Source organism: Mesorhizobium sp. WSM4807 (genome assembly GCF_055811615.1).
Window position 1 is genome coordinate 13,416 of the sequence record NZ_JBVVQY010000018.1, and the last position, 22,128, is coordinate 35,543.

General features: G+C 58.1%; 16 protein-coding genes and 1 pseudogene. 6 read left to right on the forward strand and 11 right to left on the reverse strand.

The window, feature by feature from the left end:
- The first annotated feature begins 44 nt into the window (after positions 1–44).
- Positions 45–1,172, forward strand: a complete 1,128-nt coding sequence (locus AC0L3N_RS22055) for a tyrosine-type recombinase/integrase (RefSeq protein ID WP_473549511.1) — start codon at positions 45–47, stop codon at positions 1,170–1,172.
- 396 nt (positions 1,173–1,568) lie between these two features.
- Positions 1,569–1,840, forward strand: a pseudogene (locus tag AC0L3N_RS22060) (hypothetical protein); the annotation flags it as partial.
- A gap of 372 nt (positions 1,841–2,212) precedes the next feature.
- Here the strand turns inward: AC0L3N_RS22060 and AC0L3N_RS22065 are convergent.
- The 11 genes from AC0L3N_RS22065 to AC0L3N_RS22115 all read right to left on the reverse strand — a co-directional run bounded on the left by AC0L3N_RS22065 (position 2,213) and on the right by AC0L3N_RS22115 (position 14,937).
- The gene (locus AC0L3N_RS22065; RefSeq protein ID WP_123151436.1) at positions 2,213–3,013 is read right to left on the reverse strand and encodes an endonuclease/exonuclease/phosphatase family protein; all 801 of its coding nucleotides are present in this window, start codon (positions 3,011–3,013) and stop codon (positions 2,213–2,215) included.
- Positions 3,014–3,167: 154 nt separating this feature from the next.
- A complete protein-coding gene (locus tag AC0L3N_RS22070; protein WP_473549512.1) occupies positions 3,168–4,628 on the reverse strand; it encodes a phospholipase D-like domain-containing protein in 1,461 nt (486 codons plus the stop codon).
- Between the two features lie 532 nt (positions 4,629–5,160).
- On the reverse strand, positions 5,161–5,421 hold the full coding sequence (locus AC0L3N_RS22075) for a DUF3072 domain-containing protein (RefSeq protein ID WP_473549513.1): 261 nt from the start codon (positions 5,419–5,421) through the stop codon (positions 5,161–5,163).
- Positions 5,422–5,624: 203 nt separating this feature from the next.
- Entirely contained in the window at positions 5,625–6,221 is a 597-nt protein-coding gene (locus tag AC0L3N_RS22080) for an ATP-dependent DNA ligase (RefSeq protein WP_473549514.1), read from the reverse strand.
- A gap of 369 nt (positions 6,222–6,590) precedes the next feature.
- Entirely contained in the window at positions 6,591–6,929 is a 339-nt protein-coding gene (locus tag AC0L3N_RS22085; RefSeq protein ID WP_473487320.1) for a slr1659 superfamily regulator, read from the reverse strand.
- An 18-nt stretch (positions 6,930–6,947) separates the two neighbouring features.
- The gene (locus AC0L3N_RS22090) at positions 6,948–7,508 is read right to left on the reverse strand and encodes a slr1658 superfamily regulator (RefSeq protein ID WP_473487321.1); all 561 of its coding nucleotides are present in this window, start codon (positions 7,506–7,508) and stop codon (positions 6,948–6,950) included.
- Positions 7,509–7,510: 2 nt separating this feature from the next.
- A complete protein-coding gene (locus tag AC0L3N_RS22095) occupies positions 7,511–9,895 on the reverse strand; it encodes a SpoIIE family protein phosphatase (protein WP_473549515.1) in 2,385 nt (794 codons plus the stop codon).
- Positions 9,892–11,070: a methyltransferase domain-containing protein gene (locus AC0L3N_RS22100; RefSeq protein WP_473549516.1), complete on the reverse strand. Its 1,179-nt coding sequence runs from the start codon at positions 11,068–11,070 to the stop codon at positions 9,892–9,894. The genes AC0L3N_RS22095 and AC0L3N_RS22100 overlap by 4 nt, the downstream gene beginning before the upstream one ends.
- Positions 11,067–11,588 carry a ubiquinone biosynthesis methyltransferase UbiE gene (locus AC0L3N_RS22105; RefSeq protein WP_473549592.1) on the reverse strand — a complete coding sequence of 174 codons (522 nt, stop codon included), beginning with the start codon at positions 11,586–11,588 and terminating at the stop codon, positions 11,067–11,069. The genes AC0L3N_RS22100 and AC0L3N_RS22105 overlap by 4 nt, the downstream gene beginning before the upstream one ends.
- Before the next feature lie 169 nt (positions 11,589–11,757).
- The gene (locus AC0L3N_RS22110; RefSeq protein WP_473549517.1) at positions 11,758–13,500 is read right to left on the reverse strand and encodes a putative bifunctional diguanylate cyclase/phosphodiesterase; all 1,743 of its coding nucleotides are present in this window, start codon (positions 13,498–13,500) and stop codon (positions 11,758–11,760) included.
- 294 nt (positions 13,501–13,794) lie between these two features.
- Positions 13,795–14,937, reverse strand: a complete 1,143-nt coding sequence (locus AC0L3N_RS22115; RefSeq protein WP_473549518.1) for a helix-turn-helix domain-containing protein — start codon at positions 14,935–14,937, stop codon at positions 13,795–13,797.
- A 230-nt stretch (positions 14,938–15,167) separates the two neighbouring features.
- Here AC0L3N_RS22115 and AC0L3N_RS22120 point away from each other — a divergent pair, with 230 nt between their 5' ends.
- From AC0L3N_RS22120 to AC0L3N_RS22135, 4 genes are all read left to right on the forward strand, one after another.
- On the forward strand, positions 15,168–15,470 hold the full coding sequence (locus AC0L3N_RS22120) for a hypothetical protein (RefSeq protein WP_258117201.1): 303 nt from the start codon (positions 15,168–15,170) through the stop codon (positions 15,468–15,470).
- Between the two features lie 1,496 nt (positions 15,471–16,966).
- Positions 16,967–19,006 carry a family 16 glycosylhydrolase gene (locus AC0L3N_RS22125; RefSeq protein WP_473549520.1) on the forward strand — a complete coding sequence of 680 codons (2,040 nt, stop codon included), beginning with the start codon at positions 16,967–16,969 and terminating at the stop codon, positions 19,004–19,006.
- A gap of 531 nt (positions 19,007–19,537) precedes the next feature.
- Entirely contained in the window at positions 19,538–21,124 is a 1,587-nt protein-coding gene (locus AC0L3N_RS22130) for an adenylate/guanylate cyclase domain-containing protein (protein WP_473549521.1), read from the forward strand.
- 369 nt (positions 21,125–21,493) lie between these two features.
- On the forward strand, positions 21,494–21,997 hold the full coding sequence (locus AC0L3N_RS22135) for a ParB/Srx family N-terminal domain-containing protein (protein ID WP_473549522.1): 504 nt from the start codon (positions 21,494–21,496) through the stop codon (positions 21,995–21,997).
- Positions 21,998–22,128: the final 131 nt, after the last annotated feature.

Below are 22,128 nucleotides of genomic sequence, written 5' to 3' on the forward strand. Positions count from 1 at the left end.
TCTCTACGACAAGAGTGGCGAGCGCCGACGGCAGACCAAATCATTTGATCGGCAAAGCGACGCTAAAAGCCCATGCGGCGAGAATGGAGGCCGAATGCGAAAAGCGCGGGATCGGCGATGCCGAAAAGCAGACCTTCGCCGCATTCACAGAACGGCTCCTCGCCCACTGGCAAACGCGCGGCGAATTGGCCGAAACCAGCCTGATCGGTTATAGACGCAACCTCGGCCTGCTATCGCGCGAGATCGGCCACATCCAGCTTGGCAAGCTTTCGCCTTTGCATCTCGATGAAGCGCTCGCCGCGCTCAAGGCGAACGGCGGCGCGGCCCGAAAGCCGGCGAAAGAAGGTCAGCCGCGAGGGACGAGGCCGCTCGCCGACCGGACGCTTTTGCACCTTTATCGGATAGGCTCGACGGCTATGGAGCAGGCGCGGCGCTGGAAGCTGGTCGCGGCCAATCCGTTCAAGGACGTGAAGGCGCCCTCGCCCGGCAAGTCGAGAATCAAGATCATGAGCGAGGCGCAAGCCGTTCGCGTCTATCAGGCAGCGGTGCGCGCCGACGATAGCGGCAAGCATCCCGGCATGGCGCTGCTGGTTGCATTGCTGATGGTCTGCGGCATGCGCCGCTCGGAAATCGTCGGCCTTGCCTTCGACGCCATCGACCTCGACGCGGGGACGATCAGCATTTTCCGCACCGTGGTTGCGGGCGAAAAAGGCGAGCCGATCCTGCGCGATGAGCGGGCAAAGTCGGAAACCTCGATCAGGACGATCAACATCCCGCCCGAGTTCCTGTCTCTGATCCGAAAGCATCGCACCGTAATCAACGAAATGATCCTTGCATGGGGCAAGGGCTATCAGCGCGAGCCGCTGCTGCTCTTTCCGACGTTCGGCGGCGCGCCATTGCCGCCGGGCGTTCTGACGACCCGGTTGAGACAATTGCACAGGCAGGCAGGCGTCCAAGGCGTCGCGCCGACGCACGGATTTAGGCATGGCATGGCGTCCGAAATGATCGCCAATGGCATCGATATCAAGACCGTTAGCGAAAGGCTCGGGCACGCGACAACGGCATTCACATTGGCCACGTACGTCCACGCCGTTGATGGCCGTGACAAGGCCGCTGCGGATGCGCTTGGCGCGCGATTTTCAGCGCGGAAGAGCAACGCCGAAAAGGCGTAATCTTTGCGCCAATTTTGCGCCCGGCCCGTTTGAAAATGGCACAAAGCGCCGCAGAACGACGAAACATCACGTCGACAAACGCGGAAACTTGCTGATAAATATCAAAGCGTTACGCCAAGAAACGCAACGAAAGGCGAAACGACGAAAGGCCGGTTCCCTATCTTGAAAACCGGCGTGGGTGCAAGCCCACCGTGGGTTCGAATCCCACTCCCTCCGCCAGATATTAAGCTATGTGTCTGATTTAAGTTACCTTTTCCATTTTTATCAAGGCTAGTTCCTAACTCCGTTCCTGACGTCCACAAACGATGAAGGCCCAAATCAACACCGTGCTTGGCCTTTGATGGTCCGCATTGTCGCAATTTGCGCTGCACCGCCACTGATCATTCGGCCCTCTGAATGACCCGCCTGTCTTTTGCGGGAGAGCTTGAAAGCGCCGCCGACCGCAACGCAGCTATGTCGCGGGCGGATCTGCAGATCATTCTGCGCCGTGCCGCATTGATGCTCAGAAACGTTGCCGGCGTGCCGCTGGAGCCCGCGACGGAGGCGCTCTAAACTCCATCGCGGCTGAAATGAAAATTGGCCGGTCGGACCTCATTCAGATCATGCCGCGCGAGTGGCTGGAAACCAACGCCTATCTGCCAGTCCGAACGATCGATGAGGAAAGCGAGACGGCAGCGCGTAGGCTGGGACGCGACCTCTATGCAGAAGACCCGCCGCTACATTTGCGAAGCGACGGGCCTCCGCCCCATTTCCCCCATACCTGACCAAGCAACTGCCGTGCCAGACTTATTGACCCATTGCGGGGCACCTTATGGCTTCTGCGCAGCGGAATTACCGACACGTACTTCGTTCGCATGTTTCGATTGCATTAGCTTTAACTCACGTATTCACCAGCCACGTGAGCACGCCCCCCGAAGGCTCGCTGGTCAGGCCCAGCGGCCTCCCCCCGCAACCAAAGCCGCTGGGCCGCCCCCGCTCCGCTAGTCTAGACTAGAGGTTCCCTTTGAACCGATCTCCATCCATGGGGCTGGGCAGCTACATCATAGGCGAACGAATCCTATAAGCGGTAGATGATCGGAGGCGACCCGCGAAAGCGGCGTGTCATGGGCTTCGACGGTTGAGATCATTCCGTGTCGATTTGCCATGATCCGGTCAAGCGACAGCAGCGGCAGACTCGACGGAAAGGTGGGGACCGCCGGCGGCGCGGGACCGAAAGTCGTGTGCAGCGTGTTCAGCGCGGAACGGTTTCCGAGTCGCCATTCGTTCAAATCGCCGAGCAGCAGTGTTGGTTTTTCGTCCGGTCTGTTCATGATTTCGAGCACGACACGGGCCTGTTCGGAACGCGATCGGCGCAGCAAGCCGAGATGGGCTGCGATAATGCGCAGAGTTCGTTTCTCGTCCAGATCGATTTCGGCAACCAGGGCTCCGCGCGGCTCCAGCCCCGGGAGCTTTATCTGATGGACATTGCGAACGATGCCCCGTTTGAAAAGCAGAACGTTGCCGTGCCAGCCGTGCCCTTTGCCGTTTCCGGACACCGGCACCGGCACCAGGCCCGTTTCCAATTCGAGACGCAGCAGATCCAGAAGGCCGGCACGATCTCCAAAGCGATTGTCCGCTTCCTGCAACGCAATGACATCCGGGGCGATTTCCCGGATGACGCGACCGATTCGTTCGGGATCGAACTTTCTGTCGACGCCCACGCATTTGTGAACGTTGTAAGATGCGACCAGAGTCCCCGCGGGGCGTGTCCCTTCGGACGGCGCAGCCATCGCCTTCTGCTTTTTTCTGTCGCGAATGGATTTGAGCACACTTGCAGGAAAGCTATGTCCAGTTCTTTGCATGAGTCTGCTGCTCGTCCTCACTACCTTCAAGACTTAGCTTTGTCTCACTCATATAGGATCTGCAATCGCTGCTTCCCTGCCCTGACGAGATGCGGCTCCTAAAAGGAGTGATGGCTGCGTCACCCGAATTCCCCCCGGCAGAACGAGAAAGCCTCTAAAGGTAGGGCGATCCCAGCCACAACACTCGGTCGAACAGGCGGACGATAAATGGCCGGGCTCTCAAGGTTTCGATCGTTACAGACGCGGCGGAGGCGATTGCCGATCCGATCCGCGCTTCAATCTCCGCGGCAAAGCCTGCATCAAGAACCTCTATATCAATCTCAAAATTCAGCCGCAGAGACCGGGCATCAAGATTGGAGGATCCTATATAAGCCCAAACTCCATCGACCGACAGCAGCTTCGAATGATCGAACGAGCCCTCCGTGCGCCATACGCGGCAATAGTGCTTCAGGACCTGATCGAATTGCGCCGTCATCGCCCGGTCGACAAGGAAGAGATTGTTCACCGCCGGTACCACGATATCGATCTCGACGCCTCGCCTGGCCGCGGTCGTCAGCGCGCTGATCAGTTCCCGATCCGGCAGGAAATAGGGCGACATGATGCGGATCGATTTGCGGGCGACGGAAAATGCCCCGATCAGCAAGTTGTGGTTCGTTTCGATGCTGGCATCCGGCCCGGATGCAACCGCACGCGCCAGCATCGGTTGACCGGGAGCCGCGGGAAGCGTGGCCACTTGCCAGGTGTCGCCTTTCAGGAGCTCGCCGCTCACGAAGCGCCAATCTTCGGCGGCAACCGAAAGAAGGTCGGCTACGACCGGCCCGGTGACCTGAAAATGCGTGTCCCTCGCGCTGGAGGAGCCGGCGAACTCGGCTGAGAATCCCTTTCGGATGTTCATCCCTCCGGTGAACGCAATCGTGCCATCGACGACCAGGATCTTCCGGTGCGTTCTGAGGTTGGCGTAGGGAAGACGCAGGCCCATGACAATGTTGCCGTTGAAGAGGTCTGCTGTGATTCCTGCCTCTCGCAGACGCCCAAGAATGCTGGGGACGGAGTAACGCGCCCCGACGGCATCGATCAGCACGCGAACGCTGACACCCCGCTGGACGGCTCTGGAGAGAGATTCCACGAAAAGCCGCCCGACATCGTCATTGTCGAAGATGTAGGTCTCGAGAAGGATAGTGCGTTGAGCGCCATCAATCGCTCGGCACATTGCGGCATAGGCCCCGTCACCTGTCTCCAATATCGCAATCGCGTTTCCCGAGGTCAGGGCACGCCGGGCCACCCTGTCGCCCAATGTCTTCAGGCCGGTGAAGCGTTGGCCGTACCGCTCGGCAATCAATTCCTCGGCGGCAATGTTGCGCTCATGTTTTGCGGAAGCTGCCTCGCTGGAAAGGGGCCGCATGGCGCTGATCGTTGCACGCCGGATGCGGTTGATGCCGGCAACGGCGTAGATGATCGCGCCAAGGAATGGCGACAGGAACATCACGCCGACCCAACCTGTGGCGGCGCGGACGTCTTCCTTCGTCATTATGGCGTGGACGATGCCGATGGCCGCCATCACCACGGGAATGATCGCGAGGATCTGGGGCCAATGAGTCATAAAGGTCTGCAACATCGCCAGGACTATCCAGCGAGCGGTTGCAGAACGCAATGCAGCTCATTCCCGGCGTTGATACTCAACAGACCCAGAGCGAAGAGCGCTGTCTCGCATACTAGCACCTCTTGACTAAGTTTTGGCCGTATTCGCCGCTGTGCGGTTGATAGCGATGCCAGGCGCGAGTTCAGTCGAACAGAAATCGGATCGCGTAAGGCCCGCGGTAAAGCCCGAGCAAGCTGCACTCTGGCCCGCAATGGTAGCATTCTCTATTTCGGGAGAAGGGGCGTGGGCAAAGGCCACCGATATCAGGGAGCCGATCAGGCTAACCGGTGGCGAAGGCGCGCCGCCATTAGAATGCCGTCACGGCGGCTGCCGCGACCGCTCTTGGGGCTGATCTCCCTCGGCGTCGCCACGCTTGCCGCCGCAGTTACCCAATTCGTAATACAGAGCACCGCAAGCGTCCACACCACGGTAACAAACTGGACAGAGCCGCTGCCTGGCTCGATGGAACGGCCCCCCGTCGCTGGAGACCAAGAGCCACGAGCGGGCACTACAGGCCCAACTTCTCCCGGAGTGCATCAATGCGTTTAGAGGCTTCCGCCTTGCTGAGGCCGTCAGCATAGGCGTCAGGGTCGTCGGCCTGTTCGGCCAAAGTTTTCAAATAGGAGGCTTGTGCGGGGGTCATGGGGTCATCTCCGCTGATCCAATCTTCCGGGTCCTTTTTGACATTTGCCGGTGCCTCGATTTTTGGGTTGTGCCGGTCGCCCATGATCAATCTCCCTTGATGATCGCCATAATGAGAATGAATCATGATTTGTTCCGCCAGATTGTGTCGCGTCCGCCCCCCAGGCCGGTTACGCGCAAGCGGAGCGAATCTCTTCTTGGCTATTTCATAGCGTGGATACCTATGGTTGTAATCTTGCACGATCCTCAAATCGGTGAGGACGCCCCTTGAGCAGCGATCAGGGCCATTGGAGCCGTACCTGGCTCAACTCGGGAGGCGGCTTCTTCGAATTATTTGGCCTTCAGCCATGTGTTCGATAGTCCGCTCCTGTAGCGGCTGTCGGCGCGCTTCGAGATAATTCCATTGAGCCCGATCTTCTCGACGGTGCGGAAGAGCGCCAGCGCACTGCCCTCGAAGTGCTCACTGTATTGGATCTTGCCGAGGCCAGGCTCAACCAGTTGCCATAGCGCCTGCTTGCGCTGCAGCAGCGGCAAGGAGCCTAGATCGCGGCCGTCGAGATGGAGGATATCGAAAGTGACGAACACCAGCCGGCTCGGCTCGTTCCAGATCGCGGCTTCCAGCGCAGGGCAATCGGAAGCGCCCTGCTCGCCGGGAACAATGACCTCGCCGTCGAGAATGGCAGTCTGGCATCGCAGATCGACGGCTAGTGCGATGGGCCAGTATTTCGTGGTCCAGTCACGGCCGTTTTTGCTGTAAAGACGCACGCCGCCATTATCGATGATGATCTGGGTTCGATAGCCGTCGAGATTGGCCTCGTGGACCCAGCCCTCATCTTCAGGCGGCCGCTCGACCCGAGTCGGGATCTGCGGCGGAAGAAACTCCAGCCGGCCGCCATTGACCTTGGCACGCTTACTCAATGACGCCACCTTTGACCGCGCAGCGGCGGCTAAACGGCACAGGCAGCACGACATCACCCCAACAGGATGCCTGCCACCTGTGCCGAGCCCCCGCCAAGCCATTGCAAGCATCTACGCACGAGGCCGATCTGTCGTTAGCTTTGCATCCTAATACTTATCCTGGCGTACATATCTTGCTCGGCGCGGCGCTCTTGCACCGTTCCCGACCGGCTTATTGCTGTCCGGGATTGCCGCCAGCCTACGCAGCCCTTGGCTAGAGCGGTTCGTCATTTCACGGAACCGCAGAACCGCTCTATCTCTTTATTTTTTGACTGCAATTCCGGACGGAAAACCGTTCGCACTTTTTCCTGGAATTGCTCCGATTGCGGACTACCTTGGTCAGTCCATCAAAAGCACCACAGCGGGATGCAGCTTCTTCAGATTCGGCAATGATTTCGACTGCCAGGGTATGTCGGGCGTTCCACGCACGACGAGTCGAACATCGGGATGCTTGCGCACCTCAATGGTAAATTTCGCCAGCAGGTTGATGCCGGAAGAGTTGAGAAAGTGAAGGTCCTTCAGATTGAGCGTAATGGAAGCGGGATTCGAGGCAAGAACACGGGTCGCCAACGCCGTGATAGGCGCACCGTCGTCGGAACTGGCAAGCCGCATTGCACCGTCGAAGAAAATTTCGCTTCCTTCAGTCCACACGCGGTAATCGTCTGTCTTGATTTCCATAGCCTGGCTTCGTTTTATCTAGTTGTGAATTTGCGAGATCGGAATGGAGGCATATGTCTCCACGCAAATCCGATCGCTTTCGTCTGCGGCGCTGAATATCCAAGCCAGGCGTGCGCCGTAGTCGCTCATCAACGTCAGCAATCCAAGTCCGGAGCCTCCTACGCCGGCGTTGGCGGCATTGGCTTCAATTCGCTGTATCAGCAGGTCCATGGGGTCGCCAACCGTGATGTCCGCCAGGAGACTTTGGAACTCAGACGCATCTTCACCATCGACTTCATTCGACACTTTGAGCTTGAAGCACTCCGAATCCATCGACGCCTCGATCACGATCTCACCCGGTGCGCGAAACTTGACGGCATTTTCGATGAGTTCGTTGACCAGATATCCGATGCTGTGCCGCACTTCCATGTAGTCATTGCGGGACGACCGGAAGCGCAACGCGAAAAGATCGGCGATGAAGTCCGAGGTGGTGGCACAATGACGCCAACTCAAGTCGAGAGGTCCGTCGAACAGCCGCACGCGACTGACGCTCTCCTTCATCCCGATCGCAATATCAGGGGTACCGAACAGCGTTGTCATTGCTATGTGTGCCTTATGATCACGAGGGTGATGTCATCGTGGATCTTCTGGATCCCGATATGGGCCATCAGATCGTCGATGATCCCAGTCTTGATGTCCTCGGCGCTGCTGCCGTGACGTCTTTGTACGCTCTGGCTGAGGCGCTCGAACCCGAACAACTTTCTTTCGTGGTTTTCCGCCTCGGTCACACCGTCGGTGTGCAGCACGATCACGTCGCCGCTTCCGAACAGGATGTCACGCGTGGCAATGAACTTCGAGATGTCATTCTCCAGGCCAACCGGCAGGCCCAGATCAATCGTATCGATACGTTCGACTTCCCCATCCGCACGCACGACAAGAACGTCCTCATGCTGGCCGGATAGCGTTACCCGCTCATCTTCGAAGTCAAGAAAGGCCAGCGAGAGATGCTTGTCGGCGTTCGTCCGCTCGATGTTCTTGTAGATCGCTCTGTTCAGCCGATCAAGAAACTGGTGCGGATTCGCTTCGTCGGTCTCCTGCAGCGCGCGTGCAACGGATTGGACCATCAGCATCAGCACGCCGCTCTCAAGACCATGACCGGTCACGTCGCCGATGCCGATCTTGACCCGTGATCCGTTCTGCAGGACGTCATAGTAGTCGCCGCCAACCTCGTCAGCCGGACGCATGTAGGCTGCGATCTCCAGCCCAGGAATCGCTTCGAGTTCGAATTGTTTCGGCAGGACCATCATCTGGATCTGCCTGGCAACCGCGAGCTCGGCACCGAGGCGGACGTTCTCGTCTCGCAGCTTTTCGTTGAGTGCCGAAATCTCCTGGTTGGCGTCCCCGAGCTCCCTGGTTCGTTCGTCGACGAGCTGCTCGAGGTTTTCCGTGTGAAAGCTGATCTGCTCAGCCATCCGGTTGAAAGCGACCCCCACCGCTCCAACCTCGTCGCGCGTCGGAATGCTTACCCGGACTGAATAGTCTTTCGCCTGCAACCGCTTGGCGGCCCCGGCAAGCGCACTGAGGCCTGCAGTGATCCGCTTTGAAATTCCGAAGACAGCCGCAAAGACGATCAGGAGCGAAACGATAACTGCGATGACCTGGGTTATCAGGATCCGGTTGGTTGCGCTGGAAATGCTCTGCTGCGCTGCAAGGAGGGAAGCATAAATTTCCTGTTCGGGGACGACGAAGCCAAGCATCAGGGTTTCGGCCGTGATGGACCCAGTACTATTCCAGAGATTGACTGGGTTTAGTCGGCGAAGTGCGACGATGTACGGTTGGGCTTTACCGTTTTCCTCAATCGAAATATGCTTAATGACTGTCTTGTCGTCGGCGGGAAGTTCGAGCGCTGCGACGGTCGCGTGCGTGCTCTTTTTGAGCGAGCGATCGAGGCCGGTAACGCCTTGACCTGCCGCACCACTTGCGATCTTGAGCCCGAGCATTTTCTCGCCTTCAGGCTTGATCGCGAGCACATTGCCGTTCGACATGGTGAGAAAACCGAAGCCCGTATCGGCGACCTTCACGCTTTCGACGATGTCAGCGAGTTGATCGAGCGTAACGTCGGCAGCGACCATGCCGGCGACATTACTGCGGTCTTTCGTCCAGAGTGGGTGGAAGAAGCTCACTATGAGCTTGCCGGTAATCGCGTCGATATAAGGAGCAGTCGCAGTGATGTCATCGCCCTTTACGGGGCGCGAATCGGGCTCCCTGATCCAGCCTTCCCAGCCTTCATAGACGCCAGGAAAGAAGAAATCCCAGAAATTCGCTTTGTCGTGGCCTGGATAAAGCTTGTCGAAGGTCTGCGCCTGATCGGAATAAGGAATCGTGCGCATGATCGGCCCTGCCTTCGGCCCTACGTAGTAGACCTGCAGCTTCTTGGCGCCAGTTGACATCTGGCTTGTGCCAAAAATATCGAAGATCGCACTCTCCTGAATGTCGCGGAGAATTTCGGGCTTCGGTTGGTGATCAGCGGAGAGGAGATATCCCCAGACACTCATGACCGAAGGTGACCCTTGCCGGGTCTGTACCCAGTTTCCCGTGGCGTCATATGCAAGCGGCGCATTAAAATAGGGGTTCTTCGCCAACGCCTTGCCGATCGCATCTTTTGCTTCCGGATAATCTATTAATCTCTGCATGGAGGCTGCAAGTGCGGTCACCTCGGAGTGCATGCGGCCGAACAGGAGATCGGCGCGCAGCGCCGTCGTCTCGATATAGTTCTGGAGGTATTCCTGGCTTGCCTTGGTGAGGCCGCTCTCGATCTGGTGCGTCGCGTCCCGGGAAAGCCGGTTCACATTCCACAGCGCGACGCCGCCGCCGACGAGGAGGTCGAACAGCACCGCCCCACCCACAACGATCAAGAATTTAGCGCGGAAGCTGTTAAGCCGGAGGACAGGCCAGGGTCTGGGCGGTGTTGCATCCAAATCGGTCATAGCGGCTTGCGTCCCGATGCAACCCAGATCGGCCAGCCGGCATAGCCCTTGGAGTGGAGCGCAGCGAAGATGTGGTCCTGGAAGCCCTGTCGGAACCGCCTGATAAACGCCGGTGTGTCACCTCGCTTGGTAGCCATCTCGCCTGCATAAACATTCTCCCATGCCGCTATGACGTCCGCGAAGTCCTGTGGATCGCCGTCGTGGTTGGTGACCATGAAGGACTCGACCCGAATGTCTTCGAGCCCCGCTTCGGTCAGGTAGCGTTTGCTCTTCGGGCCGAGCTCAATATCCATCTGGAAGTGCGCCCACAGCTTGGCGACCTCGTTATAGGTCCACTGGATGCTGTCGGCGCGTGGTTCGCCCAGGCAGTGCGAATTTTTTTCATTGGTGATGTAGACACGTCCGCCCGGCTTGCAGATGCGAAACAGTTCCCTGAGGATCAGTTCGGGCTTGTTGAACACCTGCAGCGAATGGCGGCACGTGACGAGGTCGAACTGATTTTCCTCGAGCAGCATTTCTGATGCATCGCCATAAGTGTACTCGATGCCCTTGATATCGAACTCCGCAGCCACGTTTCGCGCATAGGCGAGGCTCGACCTGGAGTGGTCGAGGGCGATGATCCGCGATGGCTGGAACTCCTTCTGCACGAGCACGGCGAAATCACCTATGCCGCAACAGATGTCGGCCATCACGATCCCGGGCCTCATGCCGTGTCGGGGCAAGATTGCGCGCTCGTGGCGCCAGGTCATCTTTGTTTGTGTGCGCAGGATCGGCACGAACCCGCCTTCCTCAAGGAAGCCCTGCCCCGGATAGAATTCGCTGTCATACTCCTCGACCGTGATGTTCGGTTCGATTCCGCTCAAGCGACCGAACTTTCGTGACGTCCATCCGACGACGCTTGACGTGATGACGATGAATTTGAGATCGGGTCGAGCCCGACAAGCGTCGAGAATGATCCTCGAAAAGGCGTGAAACGCAGCGTTGTTCATCTGAGTCAGACGTCTGACATTGACGTAGAGAACGCCGCGCACACGGCCGATCGCATCGCGAAGCAATGCTATGCTGGGTCCAAGTTCATCGATTGCCTGAGGCCGGACCACCCCCGATATGGAGAACTCCTGATTGTTGGCGTCGTATTGCGCCTTGAAACGCGGGAGAAGGTCGTAAGGGTTCAATTTTGCAGGCCCTCGAGCGGGAGATCCACGACAAGCTTGATCGCATCACCGTCGGCTTCCTCGACCCTGAGTGTCGCGTTGTAGTCGATGGCCAGTTCCAAAAGAACCACCTCCCGGCTCGGGGCGAGATCCCCGGATACCGAATTGAGATATCGCTCCCGGACCTCGGATCCTGCGACCAGCGACACGGCTTGTTCGTAGAATTGACGCTCCTCTGGCACGCAAGGGAATGTCAACTCGATCCTGTCCGTCGCGCCATGGCGAGACACGCTGCATGCCAATTCGCCGTCGGCATGGCGCGTACGAAAGGCGACTTCCAGCAATTCGTTAAAGGCGGAAGAAAAGAGATTTGAATGCCGAACCGAGTCTGACCTGTTTCGGCTGATCATCCGGGCCATGTATGTCGAGACATAGTCGCAATGTTTCCAGGCGGAGACGAAAGCTTTGATTTCCATGTCGATCTGGATCATCGGTTCAAAAGTCGGCTCGCCAGCCAGGTGATGATGAACAGTTCCCATCGGCATCCTCACTTTTCCATCGTATTGAGCCCTCGCGGGGTGATGACCTCGACAAAAAATGTCACCGCGTCCTGATGGGTCAGTCTCGCACCGACTCGAAAAATTGCGCGGTATCTGCCTTGATCGTTCTACAAATCTCCACTTCACGGTTAACAAAGGGTGCACGGTGCTAGAGCGCCCGATTTGATTCCTCCATCGCTCGTACCACCCTCAGCGGGGACCGCCTTATGAAATCGCCGATCGCCTCGACTCCAAGCGGCCGCCCCAGGAAATTGCCTTGCAGGCAATCGCAGTTTTCCTTGATCAGCCACCGTGCCTGTGCCGACGTCTCGACCCCCTCGGCAGTGACATTTATTCCCAGGCCGTGTGCCAGGTTCATGATCGATCGCACGATCGTTTGGCTTTTGAGATCGGTCTCCAGGTCCGCAATAAAGTACTGATCGATCTTCAAAGTATCGAAGGGAAAGTTCTTAAGGTAGCTCAACGACGAGTAGTATGTTCCAAAATCGTCAAGAGAAATTCGTATTCCCAAGACGTTCAGAGTGTTCAACGTGTCGATATTGTCGATCGTCTTTTCAAGCAGGACCGTCTCGGTTATCTCAAGTTCAAGTCTGTCGGCTTCGATTCCAACTGCATCGATGATCTGAGCGACGGTGTCCGTCAGCGAACCGCTAAGGAACTGAGCTGGTGACAGGTTTACTGCGACTGTCAGCGAGGAGGGCCACGTCAATGCCTGGCGACAGGCTTCCTCGAGTACCCATCGTCCAATCTCTTCCATCAGACCGTCGGCTTCGGCGATCGGTATGAACACGTTGGGTGGAATGGTTCCGACCTCGGGGTGCCGCCACCGCAGCAGCGCTTCGAAACCGATCACCGACGCGGGAGGCCGAATGAGCGGCTGATATTCCAGATAAAGTTCGCCGCGCTCCAGCGCGGTTCGAAGGCTGCGTCTCAGATTCTCGCGTTGCTCGAGCAAGAGCAGCATCGAACGGTTGAATGTTCGAGCGCAACCGCGTCCATCTGTCTTGGCCGCGTAAAGGGCAATATCAGCGGCTTTCATCAACTGTTCGCCATCGGTCCCGTGCTCCGGCCCGAAAGCAATTCCGATGCTCGAGCCTACGAAGACGGGAATGCCGTTGATGACGAACGGGTTCTTGAACGCGTCGACCAGCGATCCGGCGAGGCGCTCAGCCTCTGCTGGCTGCTCCTTTCCCAATTGGATGACAGCGAACTCATCGCCGGCATACCGGTATGCGGATTCGCCGTCCTGCAGCGCGTCGCGGATACGGCCCGCCGCGAGTTGAAGAAGAGTGTCGCCTGCTCCATGGCCGAGCGTGTCGTTGACCGCTTTGAAATCGTCAAGGTCGATTTGCAGAAGGGCTGCTTTCGGCTTTGATCCGCCGAGGGCGGCCATTGCCTGCTGCAGCCGCTCGCCGAATCGCCGCCGATTCTGCAGTCCGGTCAGCACGTCGTGCGTCGCCTGATGGAGCAGAATTACATGCTCTTGCTCCTCCACGACGCTTCGCCCATCGCGCCCCCTTGATTCGATGATTCCCACACCATTCGCAGTGGCGAAAACGAAAGCGGACCGTGGCGCTTCACCCGGTGATCGCGGCAAATCAATGCTTGCCGGTGAGCCGCCGTGGAACACACGAAGAAATTCGTCACGATACCTCGCATCGAGGAAGCTCGGGTAGATCTCCCAAACGGCGGCACCCGGCACCACCGCGCCTCCGTACACGCCTTTGAGTTTGGCTGCGTAGTGCGTCAGACAGAAATCGCGATCATAGAACGACAAAAATTCGGTCGTGTACGCCAAAAGGTCAGCGAGCAGCGCTTCGCCGGGACGTGGTGCATCGCTTGAGGCAGGCCCCTCGCTCTCCGTGCCGACCCCTGATGCCTCCGGGTGCAATAGCCACCTCCATGGGCAGTGAGAATCCACGTCCCCCAGCCCAGAAATAGCATAACTGTCTAGCTTGGCAAACATACAACTCGCAGTCTCAACAAGTGTCTCATGCTGCGTAGTTGCAATGTATGCTCCGCTGTGATTGGCAGCGACATCGATGAACAGTTGGTTGATAAATCGGGAATTGGCTATAATTGATGGCGCGGTGGACGCGACACGAAATATTCTGGTCCATGAGGCGGCTGATCTTCCCCGCCCTGTTTTAAGCCTGCCCCACTTCAACCATCCCCGATCCTGTACTCAGCTTCCGAGCGCTTTGAGCCAATGTTCAAAGGAAGAGGCCTCCTCGTGTCCGGCATGCGAAACAGAGTGGGCGGGGCGCGGCAACACCACGGAACTTCGGACTTCGCGGGGGCTGTAACCGAATTCCTTGCTAAATGCTCGGCTGAAATTCGCCGCTGAACTAAACCCGACGGCTTCGGCAATATTAACAATGCGCCGGCTGTCCGCCGGATCGCTAAGCGCAACATGGGCTGCCAGAAGTCGGCGACTTTGTATGTAGTGGAGAACACCACCGCTCGGTTCGAACAACTGATAAAGACGAGAGCGCGAGACGCCGAGCGCCCGGCACATTGAATCCGGCGTCAGATGAGCCGCATCCAGATTGTTGTGGACGTATCGACGGGCTCGCTCCATCAGCGCGACACTCACCAATTGTTCGGTGGCCGCGGCATGTTCTGCCGGTGGCGAGAGGCAGGCAATGATCATGCTGCGTGTTGCGTGCACGATGCGGGGCAGATCGTCAGCCGTGAGACTGCGCAGTCTTGCTTCAATGCTGTTGAGGTAGTCGAGCAAAAGGTTGGCAAAGTTGCCGGACAGAATTGAATTATTCTTTCCGTCCAGGGTTGCCGCCGCATCGGCGAACAAATCACGCGGCAAATAGAGAAAGAGACTTTGGGATTCCGTTGCCCTCCCGCGAAACGGGTAGCCAAGCGATCTAATCTCCAATTTGCCCGGCTGGTTTTCCGCTACGCGGCGATCGACCTCCGTCCACGACCGGCCAGTATGCGGCAAAGCGATATACCAGTGATCGATCGAGCTGGACCGAAGCTTCGCAGCAGAACGCATATAGCTATGTGCCGGTGCGCGCTGTTGAACGATCAGCATGCCGCCGAGGTTCCAAGCCGTGTGGTCGGCGGGAAAGCCATCGTCGAGCGATTTGTCATCCGGCAACTTGATCTCGACAAGCGGAGCCATATGCGCCTGCCAGGCGACAAATTGATCCTCTGGCGCCAGTTCGAGCGTCGAAAAGGGCAAAGGTTCGAGCGCCGGCGCAAGTGACGGGGCAGCCTCATTGTAAGGTTGAGCTTCGCGCGGCCAACGACGTCGATCGCGCTCAAGCGCCTGCCTCGCAAGCGCCTTGTCCTGCCTCTTAGCGTCCATCGCGTAGTGCCGTATCCGATTCCGGTATGCCCATCTCCACCTCAATCATGTGGTGTATCACAGGCATCTGGCAAGACTAGCGGAACGCGAGTCCACAGGAGTGCCATCACGCTGGGTTACAGCAAGAAATGCATTCCGAGATAAGTTTCTGGATGCGACGATAACGACACTCTTCAACCTGGCGCGTATAGAGTCTTGCACGGTGAAAGCGTAGTTGAGGAGACAACGAAATGAACGCAAAGCTCAAAGCAGAAGCTCGTCGCAAGATAATTCTTGATGGATATTTTAATAACGAACCTTTGAAAGATATAGCAGCCAAGGTCGGATGCTCACTGGCGAGTTTGAAAGTCACTGCTAGTAAACTCGGTTGCACTCGAACTCCGAAAGAGGCGGCGGAATTTCGGCGAGGATTTCATGTCCCAGAACAAAAACTGCGAGATTACCGACAACTTATGATTGCTGGACAGTATAGAGCTCGCGAATGCGCGCTGATTTTGGGACTATTGAAAGACCAATTATCAGTCAGCGAGTAAACTTATTCCAATACACGCCTCAGCGGTTCATCGGCAAAAAAAGGCCCGCCGCAAACACGGGCAACGGGCCCTGAAAGGTTCGCACAGATGCTGCGTCGGCGTTTCAATCGCACCTGCCTCAGCCCTCATGATCTGGCTATTTGCGAACGCGTGTTCGATCAGGTTTGCGCAGATGAACACATTGACTCTTCAAGCCGGGATGCCGAGGCCTTAGCGGTGGCGATTGTCGCAATCTTCCGAAACATTACTACCAAGGAGCGCGAACTGCTGGATGAAGTTAGGTCTCTTCGTCTTTCAAAGGGCGCAGAGAAGGCGCACTAGCTTGGCGCCGTTCCGAGGCGAATTGTTCTAGTCCCGCGTTGGCACAGCCGGATTGGCATCTGCATTGCCCCATTGAGTCCCGCCAGAGTGTAGCCACAGCGCTTGCGAAGGGGACGGAAATGGGCTTAGCCGAAGACTTGTCTGATGTTGCGCTCACATTCGAATGTCCGGATTGCTCGCATCCGGCGGTAAGGAAGGGCTCTGCGCTAAGAACGATCGCGCACTTCAGATGCGACGGGTGCAACGCCAACGTACGGATCACCTATCCGCAGAAGCTGGCGATCTTCGAAAAGTACAGGCTATTAGCCGCCCAAGGGGCATTGCGATAAGACGATCCGGAAGCGCGTCGCCAATGGCCGTCACGTGGACCAGATGCAAGAGGTCGATGCCCTGGTGGGCCTCGCTAAAGAAATGGCCGACCGGCAACTGGCCGGGTTAGAAAGCCCGGCAGATAAAAACGATGGCTCTGTGCAAGACGGTGACGATGCAAAGGACTGGGCGTCGTCGACCGCCTCCTCACATTCCGCGATCACGGAATTACTCGAATCGCCAAGTTTGGTACTATCCAACGGCGGACCCCAATCCGCCAGGCCGGCGCCCTACAGGCATTCTACCCCAACGCCCCCCAAGCGGCGCCGGCCTTCCCCTTGTATGGCGTTGCCAATCAGCAATCTTCGGTGGTCTTCTTCATTTGCCCGGGGGCGGCGGTCTTGGCGTCCGTGTCCTGCTGACCAGGGGCGGCCTCCTGCGCGCTGCCGGCCTGCTGGCCAGGCGCGCAATCCTTGGCCGAGTTCGGGTTCGTGCCGCTGGTGGTGGTGGTGTCAGTCCCCTGATCGGTCCTAGGCGTGGTCGTGGTTGTGGTCGTGGAGGTTCCGCCCGAAGTTCCGCTCGTCGTCTGGGCAAAGGAAAGCCCGGCGGAAAGCGCCTACACGGCCGAGGCCAAAAGGATTCGTTTCATATTCTTTCTCCTGTCTTAACACGACGCGCGCAGTATCGTGTGCCGGCTACGTCAACCGATTTGCGACTTCTCCCAAATTTCTCGTGAAGCGTTGGGGATAACCGCACTGACTCCATTTGCGGCGGAATCGGTGTCCATTACCGTTCCATTAACAAATGGACGATTAGATCTTGGTGGGGGTCACCGCGAAAATGTTGCGAGAACGAGGAGCCCATCAATGGCTGCGATTGCCCTTCCTGGCGATTGGACCGGACAGTACAAGGGATCGGAGCTGAACCTCTCCGGTTTCAAGCTCTCCTTTTCCGACGAGTTCAATACGCTTGATGTGGTGCCGAACAACGGCACCGGCAAGTGGTTCGCGCCTGTTCACGCCCCCGCTGGGGCCGCAAAGTACATGCCGCCGGTCGGAGAAACCAACCCGTTCTCCGTCTCTGACGGGCTTCTGACGATAACCATGAAGCAGGTGGACGGCGCCTGGCAGTCGGGAACGATGCAAACGGTTAACAGCGCCGGCGAGGGTTTCGCGCAAGAGTACGGGTACTTCGAGATGCGCGCCGCCTTTCACGGCGGGGCGGGAGCCTGGCCGGCCTTCTGGATGCTTTCGCCCGATCAGACTGTGCCACGCGTCGAGGTCGACATCGTTGAAGCGTATGGCGGCGATCCCGATGGTCATCACCAGGCGGTGCACTTGAGCAATAAGGAAAGCCACGCTTGGGAAAGCAACTATACGGGCCTCGCCGGTTCGCTGTTCGACGGGGCGTTTCACACGTACGGCGCGAGGATAACGACCGACTGGATCACCATATATTATGACGGCAAAGAGCTGAGCCGCTTTCCAATGAGCGACTTTTTCCGCACGCCGCTCTATATGCTGGTCACGCTAAGCATGTATTCCTCCGAGCAGGCTTCCGGCACGTACGACATGGTCGTCGACTACGTGCGCGCCTATGCTGCGTCGGACGTGATGGAGCAGCACCTGATCGGGACGGATGCGGCGGATATCCTGAACGGCGGCAGCTTTGATGACGTTCTGGACGGCGGAGCTGGTGCTGACAAAATGTCCGGCGGTTTGGGCAACGATACCTACCGCGTCGACAACGCATTCGACGTAGTCATCGAGGCTGACGGCGCCGGCATCGATGTGGTCATCACCTCGATGACGTATTCGCTGTCCGGCCAGCAAATAGAGCAGCTCACACTCACCGGCGTTGCCGACATCGACGCGATGGGTAACGAACTCGACAACACGCTGGTCGGCAACGCTGGCAGCAACCTGCTCGACGGCGGGGTCGGAATCGACAAGATGGAGGGCGGCGCAGGCAACGATACCTACTATGTCGACAATGCGCTCGACCGCGTGGTCGAGGGCGATGCGGCGGGCAACGATTGGGTGTTCAGCTCGAGCACCTATTCACTGCCACCCTATGTCGAAAATCTGACTCTCATCGGCCTTGGCGCTATCAATGGTCGCGGCAATTCTTCCGACAATGAGCTGACCGGGAACAATGGGAACAACACGCTGGACGGCCTTGCCGGCAACGACACCATAAGGGGCGGGGCGGGTAGCGACCGGTTAGCGGGCTATGATGGCACCGACCTTCTCGATGGCGGGACCGGGGCCGACCTGATGAATGGCGGTGCCGGCAACGATACCTATTATGTGGACACTGTACTGGACAACGTCATCGACGAAGCGGGCCTCGACCAGATTTTCAGCTTGGTCACGTACTCACTGGCGGCCGATCGCAGGCTGGTAGAAAATCTGCGTCTGACCGGAAACGCCAACGTCGGAGCCACGGGAAATTCCCTCGACAACGTGCTCGACGGCAACGACAGCGACAACAAACTAGACGGCGGCCGAGGCAGTGATTCCGTGTTTGGGTGGGGTGGCAACGATACACTAAAGGGCGGCCTGGGCATTGACCAGCTTACTGGTGGCGCCGGCAACGATTCCTTCGTTTTCAGCGCGCCGCTCTCAGTGGCCAACCGCGACATCATCACGGATTTCAACCATACGGCCGATACATTCATGCTTCAGAATTCGGTAATGCAGGGGCTTGGAGCCACCGGAGCCCTCGAGCCAAGGTACTTCTTCGCTGGGACTAGCGCGCATGACGCCGACGACCACATCGTCTATGACAACGTTACAGGTGCGTTGTTTTACGATTCCAACGGAAACGTCGCAGGCGGCGTGACACAGCTCGCGACGCTGACGAACAGGCCGACGCTGCTGGCCGACGATTTTTTCGTGATCTGATCCGGCGCCTTCAGCGGTGCGCGTGAAAAAGAGATCGAGCGCACCGCTGTGACTTCTTGTTTGCGCATCGCTTTGTTCGAAAAACCGGTGACCTCTTTTTCGAGCGATGCTCCAAATTAGTTCTACTGCGTCATAAACTGTGTTGGGTGTCACCCCGGCATTCGTCACAGTCCGCAGTTGGCCGGGCGCCGAAGGATACGCTTCGCGGGACACTTTCTTTTCCGACGCGCTCTCCGGCCGCAGAAGTCTCAACCTTGCCAAAGGTGAACCTCTGAGCCTGAGCGGTTATCGCGGAGCGCATTCCGGGCCACAACCGACTTCGCGACATCCCCTTCACTGATTCACGGCCCGTCTAGCGCGAGAATGCGAAATCCGCTGTGACGGTGCGGGCTTAGCAACAACCGCTCAAGGTCGATCCGTCGTTGCAGGGCTGACGTGTTTTCATCGAGCCAAGACTGACGCTAGTACCGTGCCGGGAATGAGCTATAATTCAGATACTTCAGATACTAATGACTGCCGGGCGCTGGCACAATGGCTGGACTGGGTGAACAGATTGCGCGTCAGCAGCGAACCATGGGACCGCTCCTGGTGGCGGCAGTGGTCATCGGCCTTATAGGTCTGCCCGTCGCAGCCTGGCTCGACCTGCGAGACCTATCGGAACGGATGCTGCGCACGCAAGCCAGCGAAATCAGCCGGATCATCGACGAAATGCGCGGATTCTACGGCAGCGACGTTGTGGGACGCGTGCTGCAAGCAGACGACGCCGTGACCGCGACGCACAACTACCGGGATGTGCCAGGTGCGATCCCTATTCCAGCAACCCTCTCGATCGAACTCGGCAAGCGCATCAGCGCTCACGACGGATCCGTCAAATATCGGTTCGTCTCGGATCTACCTTTCAAAGGTCGCGACCCCCACCAACTCGATGTATTCGAGCGGAATGCAATCCTTGCTTTGCGCGCCAACCCGAGGGAGCCGATCATCGAAGTCTCGGGTTCGCTGTTTGACCGGCACGTCCGCGCCGCGGCCCCTGTTGTAATGGGACAAGTCTGCGTGACCTGCCATAACTCACACCCGGACAGCCCCAAGACGGACTGGAAGGTAGGGGATGTCCGAGGGATCCAGGAGATATCAGTCAATCAGCCGATCGCTGCGAACGTCCTCACCTTCAAGTATCTGCTCCTATATTTCGGCTTCGCGGCAGCGGCGGGCCTGACGTTCATTCTCCTGCAACGTCGGCAGTCCGCCTTGGTTCAGGGCATCAATAAGGAGCTTTCCGAGGCAAACGACTTCCTGGCCGCGATTTCATTGAAGATCGCCAAATATCTTTCGCCTCAAATTTACAAAAGCATCTTCAGCGGCCAGAAGGACGTCACCATCGCGACCGAGCGCAAGAAGCTCACGATCTTTTTCTCCGACGTCAAGGATTTCACCGCGATCGTGGAACGGCTCCAGCCCGAGGACTTGACGCTTCTCCTCAACGAGTACTTCACCGAGATGTCGACAATCGCGCTCAAATACGGCGGCACCATCGACAAGTTCATCGGCGACGCGCTTCTTGTGTTCTTCGGAGACCCCGAGACGCAAGGCGTCGAGGAAGACGCGAGAGCCTGCTTGCGCATGGCTGTCGACATGCAGCGTCGGCTGGAGCAGTTGAACAGGGTGTGGCATGACCGCGGAGTTGAACGGCCCTTCCGAGTTCGCATGGGCATCAACACGGGCTATTGCAATGTTGGGAACTTCGGTTCCGATGATCGGATGGACTACACGATCATTGGGGCCGAAGCGAACTTGGCGGCCCGTCTGCAGTCGATTGCCGAGCCCGGCGGCATCTGCCTCAGCTATGAGACTTACGCGCTCGTCCGCGACCTTGTCAGGGCGCGTCCGTTAGCACCGATTGCCATGAAGGGGATCAGCCGGGAGGTTGTCCCCTACGAAGTCGAGGGCCTCCTGGGTGAACTGGCCCAGCGCCCTCAGGTCATCAGCGAGCACGCGACTGGCCTCGACTTGTTCCTCGATGTCGAGGCAATCGACGAGAACGGGGTCGAGCGGGCGAAGAAACGACTTTCGGAGGCGCTCCTGGCCTTAACCATCCGAAGCAAGCCCGCCGCTTTTTAGGTTCTTGAACGTCTGATTCTGGACCGCATTTGAGACTTCAACGATCTCCATGCCGTGTGGATTTACAGAGCACATGGCAAGCGCCACTACAGTGCAAGCTACTCTAAGTAGGCCGCCTCTAGAAACTGTCCCACTGTCAGGGCATGGGGACAGCGGGTCAGCAATCTGGACCGTGGCCAGCCACATAAATTTGAAGCGGCGGGACCGGCGCAGGACGCCCTGTTGCATGGGCCGATCGAAGTTCTTCGCAAACAATCGTTCTCCCACGAAGAACAGCAGAGATTACAGACACATAGCGGCCCTGCTATAATTGAGACTTGAAGCAGGCGGACGTACTTGGCCGATGAGCCTGCACGGAAAGGAACTCCGATGCAGGTGGAGCACGGCGATGAAGCCCTTATCGTTTTCGCGCCTGTGGCGGATGGGGCTGCTATCTCTCCGCCTGCTGTCGGTCAAATCGGCGGCGTCGAGAATGCTCCTCCTCGCCTCGCAGTGGAGTACCGTCCTGCCGCGGCTCTGATCCCTTACGAGAAGAACGCCCGCACCCACTCCGATGCCCAGGTGGCGCAGATCGCCGCCTCGATCCGGGAATTCGGCCGGACGAACCCGGTCCTGGTCGACGGCGCGAACGGTATCATAGCTGGCCACGGCCGCCTCCTGGCAGCGAGAAAGCTCGGCCTGCAGCAAGTACCCGTTATCGAACTCCTTGGCCTGAGCGAGGCGCAGAAAAGAGTCTTGGTCATAGCCGACAACAAGCTGGCGCTCAATGCCGGCTGGGACACCGAGTTGCTGGGTCTCGAACTGGCCGACCTGGGCGAGCTTGGCTTCGATCTGTCCCTCACCGGCTTCGACGATTTGGAAATTGCCACCTGACCAACATTGGTAAATCTGGCCTTACCGATCCAGATGACGTGCCTGACCCGCCGGAGCAGCCAACCACCCTCCCCGGCGATGTCTGGACGCTCGGCAAGCATCGGCTGATTTGAGGCGATAGCACCAATGCG

Bases quoted from the DNA above. Each gene is read 5' to 3' on its own strand.
- AC0L3N_RS22065 (WP_123151436.1), bottom strand. From the start codon at position 3,013: ATGCAAAGAACTGGACATAGCTTTCCTGCAAGTGTGCTCAAATCCATT.
- AC0L3N_RS22070 (WP_473549512.1), bottom strand. From the start codon at position 4,628: ATGTTGCAGACCTTTATGACTCATTGGCCCCAGATCCTCGCGATCATT.
- AC0L3N_RS22075 (WP_473549513.1), bottom strand. From the start codon at position 5,421: ATGATTCATTCTCATTATGGCGATCATCAAGGGAGATTGATCATGGGC.
- AC0L3N_RS22085 (WP_473487320.1), bottom strand. From the start codon at position 6,929: ATGGAAATCAAGACAGACGATTACCGCGTGTGGACTGAAGGAAGCGAA.
- AC0L3N_RS22090 (WP_473487321.1), bottom strand. From the start codon at position 7,508: ATGACAACGCTGTTCGGTACCCCTGATATTGCGATCGGGATGAAGGAG.
- AC0L3N_RS22095 (WP_473549515.1), bottom strand. From the start codon at position 9,895: ATGACCGATTTGGATGCAACACCGCCCAGACCCTGGCCTGTCCTCCGG.
- AC0L3N_RS22105 (WP_473549592.1), bottom strand. From the start codon at position 11,588: ATGGGAACTGTTCATCATCACCTGGCTGGCGAGCCGACTTTTGAACCG.
- AC0L3N_RS22115 (WP_473549518.1), bottom strand. From the start codon at position 14,937: ATGGACGCTAAGAGGCAGGACAAGGCGCTTGCGAGGCAGGCGCTTGAG.
- AC0L3N_RS22120 (WP_258117201.1), top strand. From the start codon at position 15,168: ATGAACGCAAAGCTCAAAGCAGAAGCTCGTCGCAAGATAATTCTTGAT.
- AC0L3N_RS22125 (WP_473549520.1), top strand. From the start codon at position 16,967: ATGGCTGCGATTGCCCTTCCTGGCGATTGGACCGGACAGTACAAGGGA.
- AC0L3N_RS22130 (WP_473549521.1), top strand. From the start codon at position 19,538: ATGGCTGGACTGGGTGAACAGATTGCGCGTCAGCAGCGAACCATGGGA.
- AC0L3N_RS22135 (WP_473549522.1), top strand. From the start codon at position 21,494: ATGCAGGTGGAGCACGGCGATGAAGCCCTTATCGTTTTCGCGCCTGTG.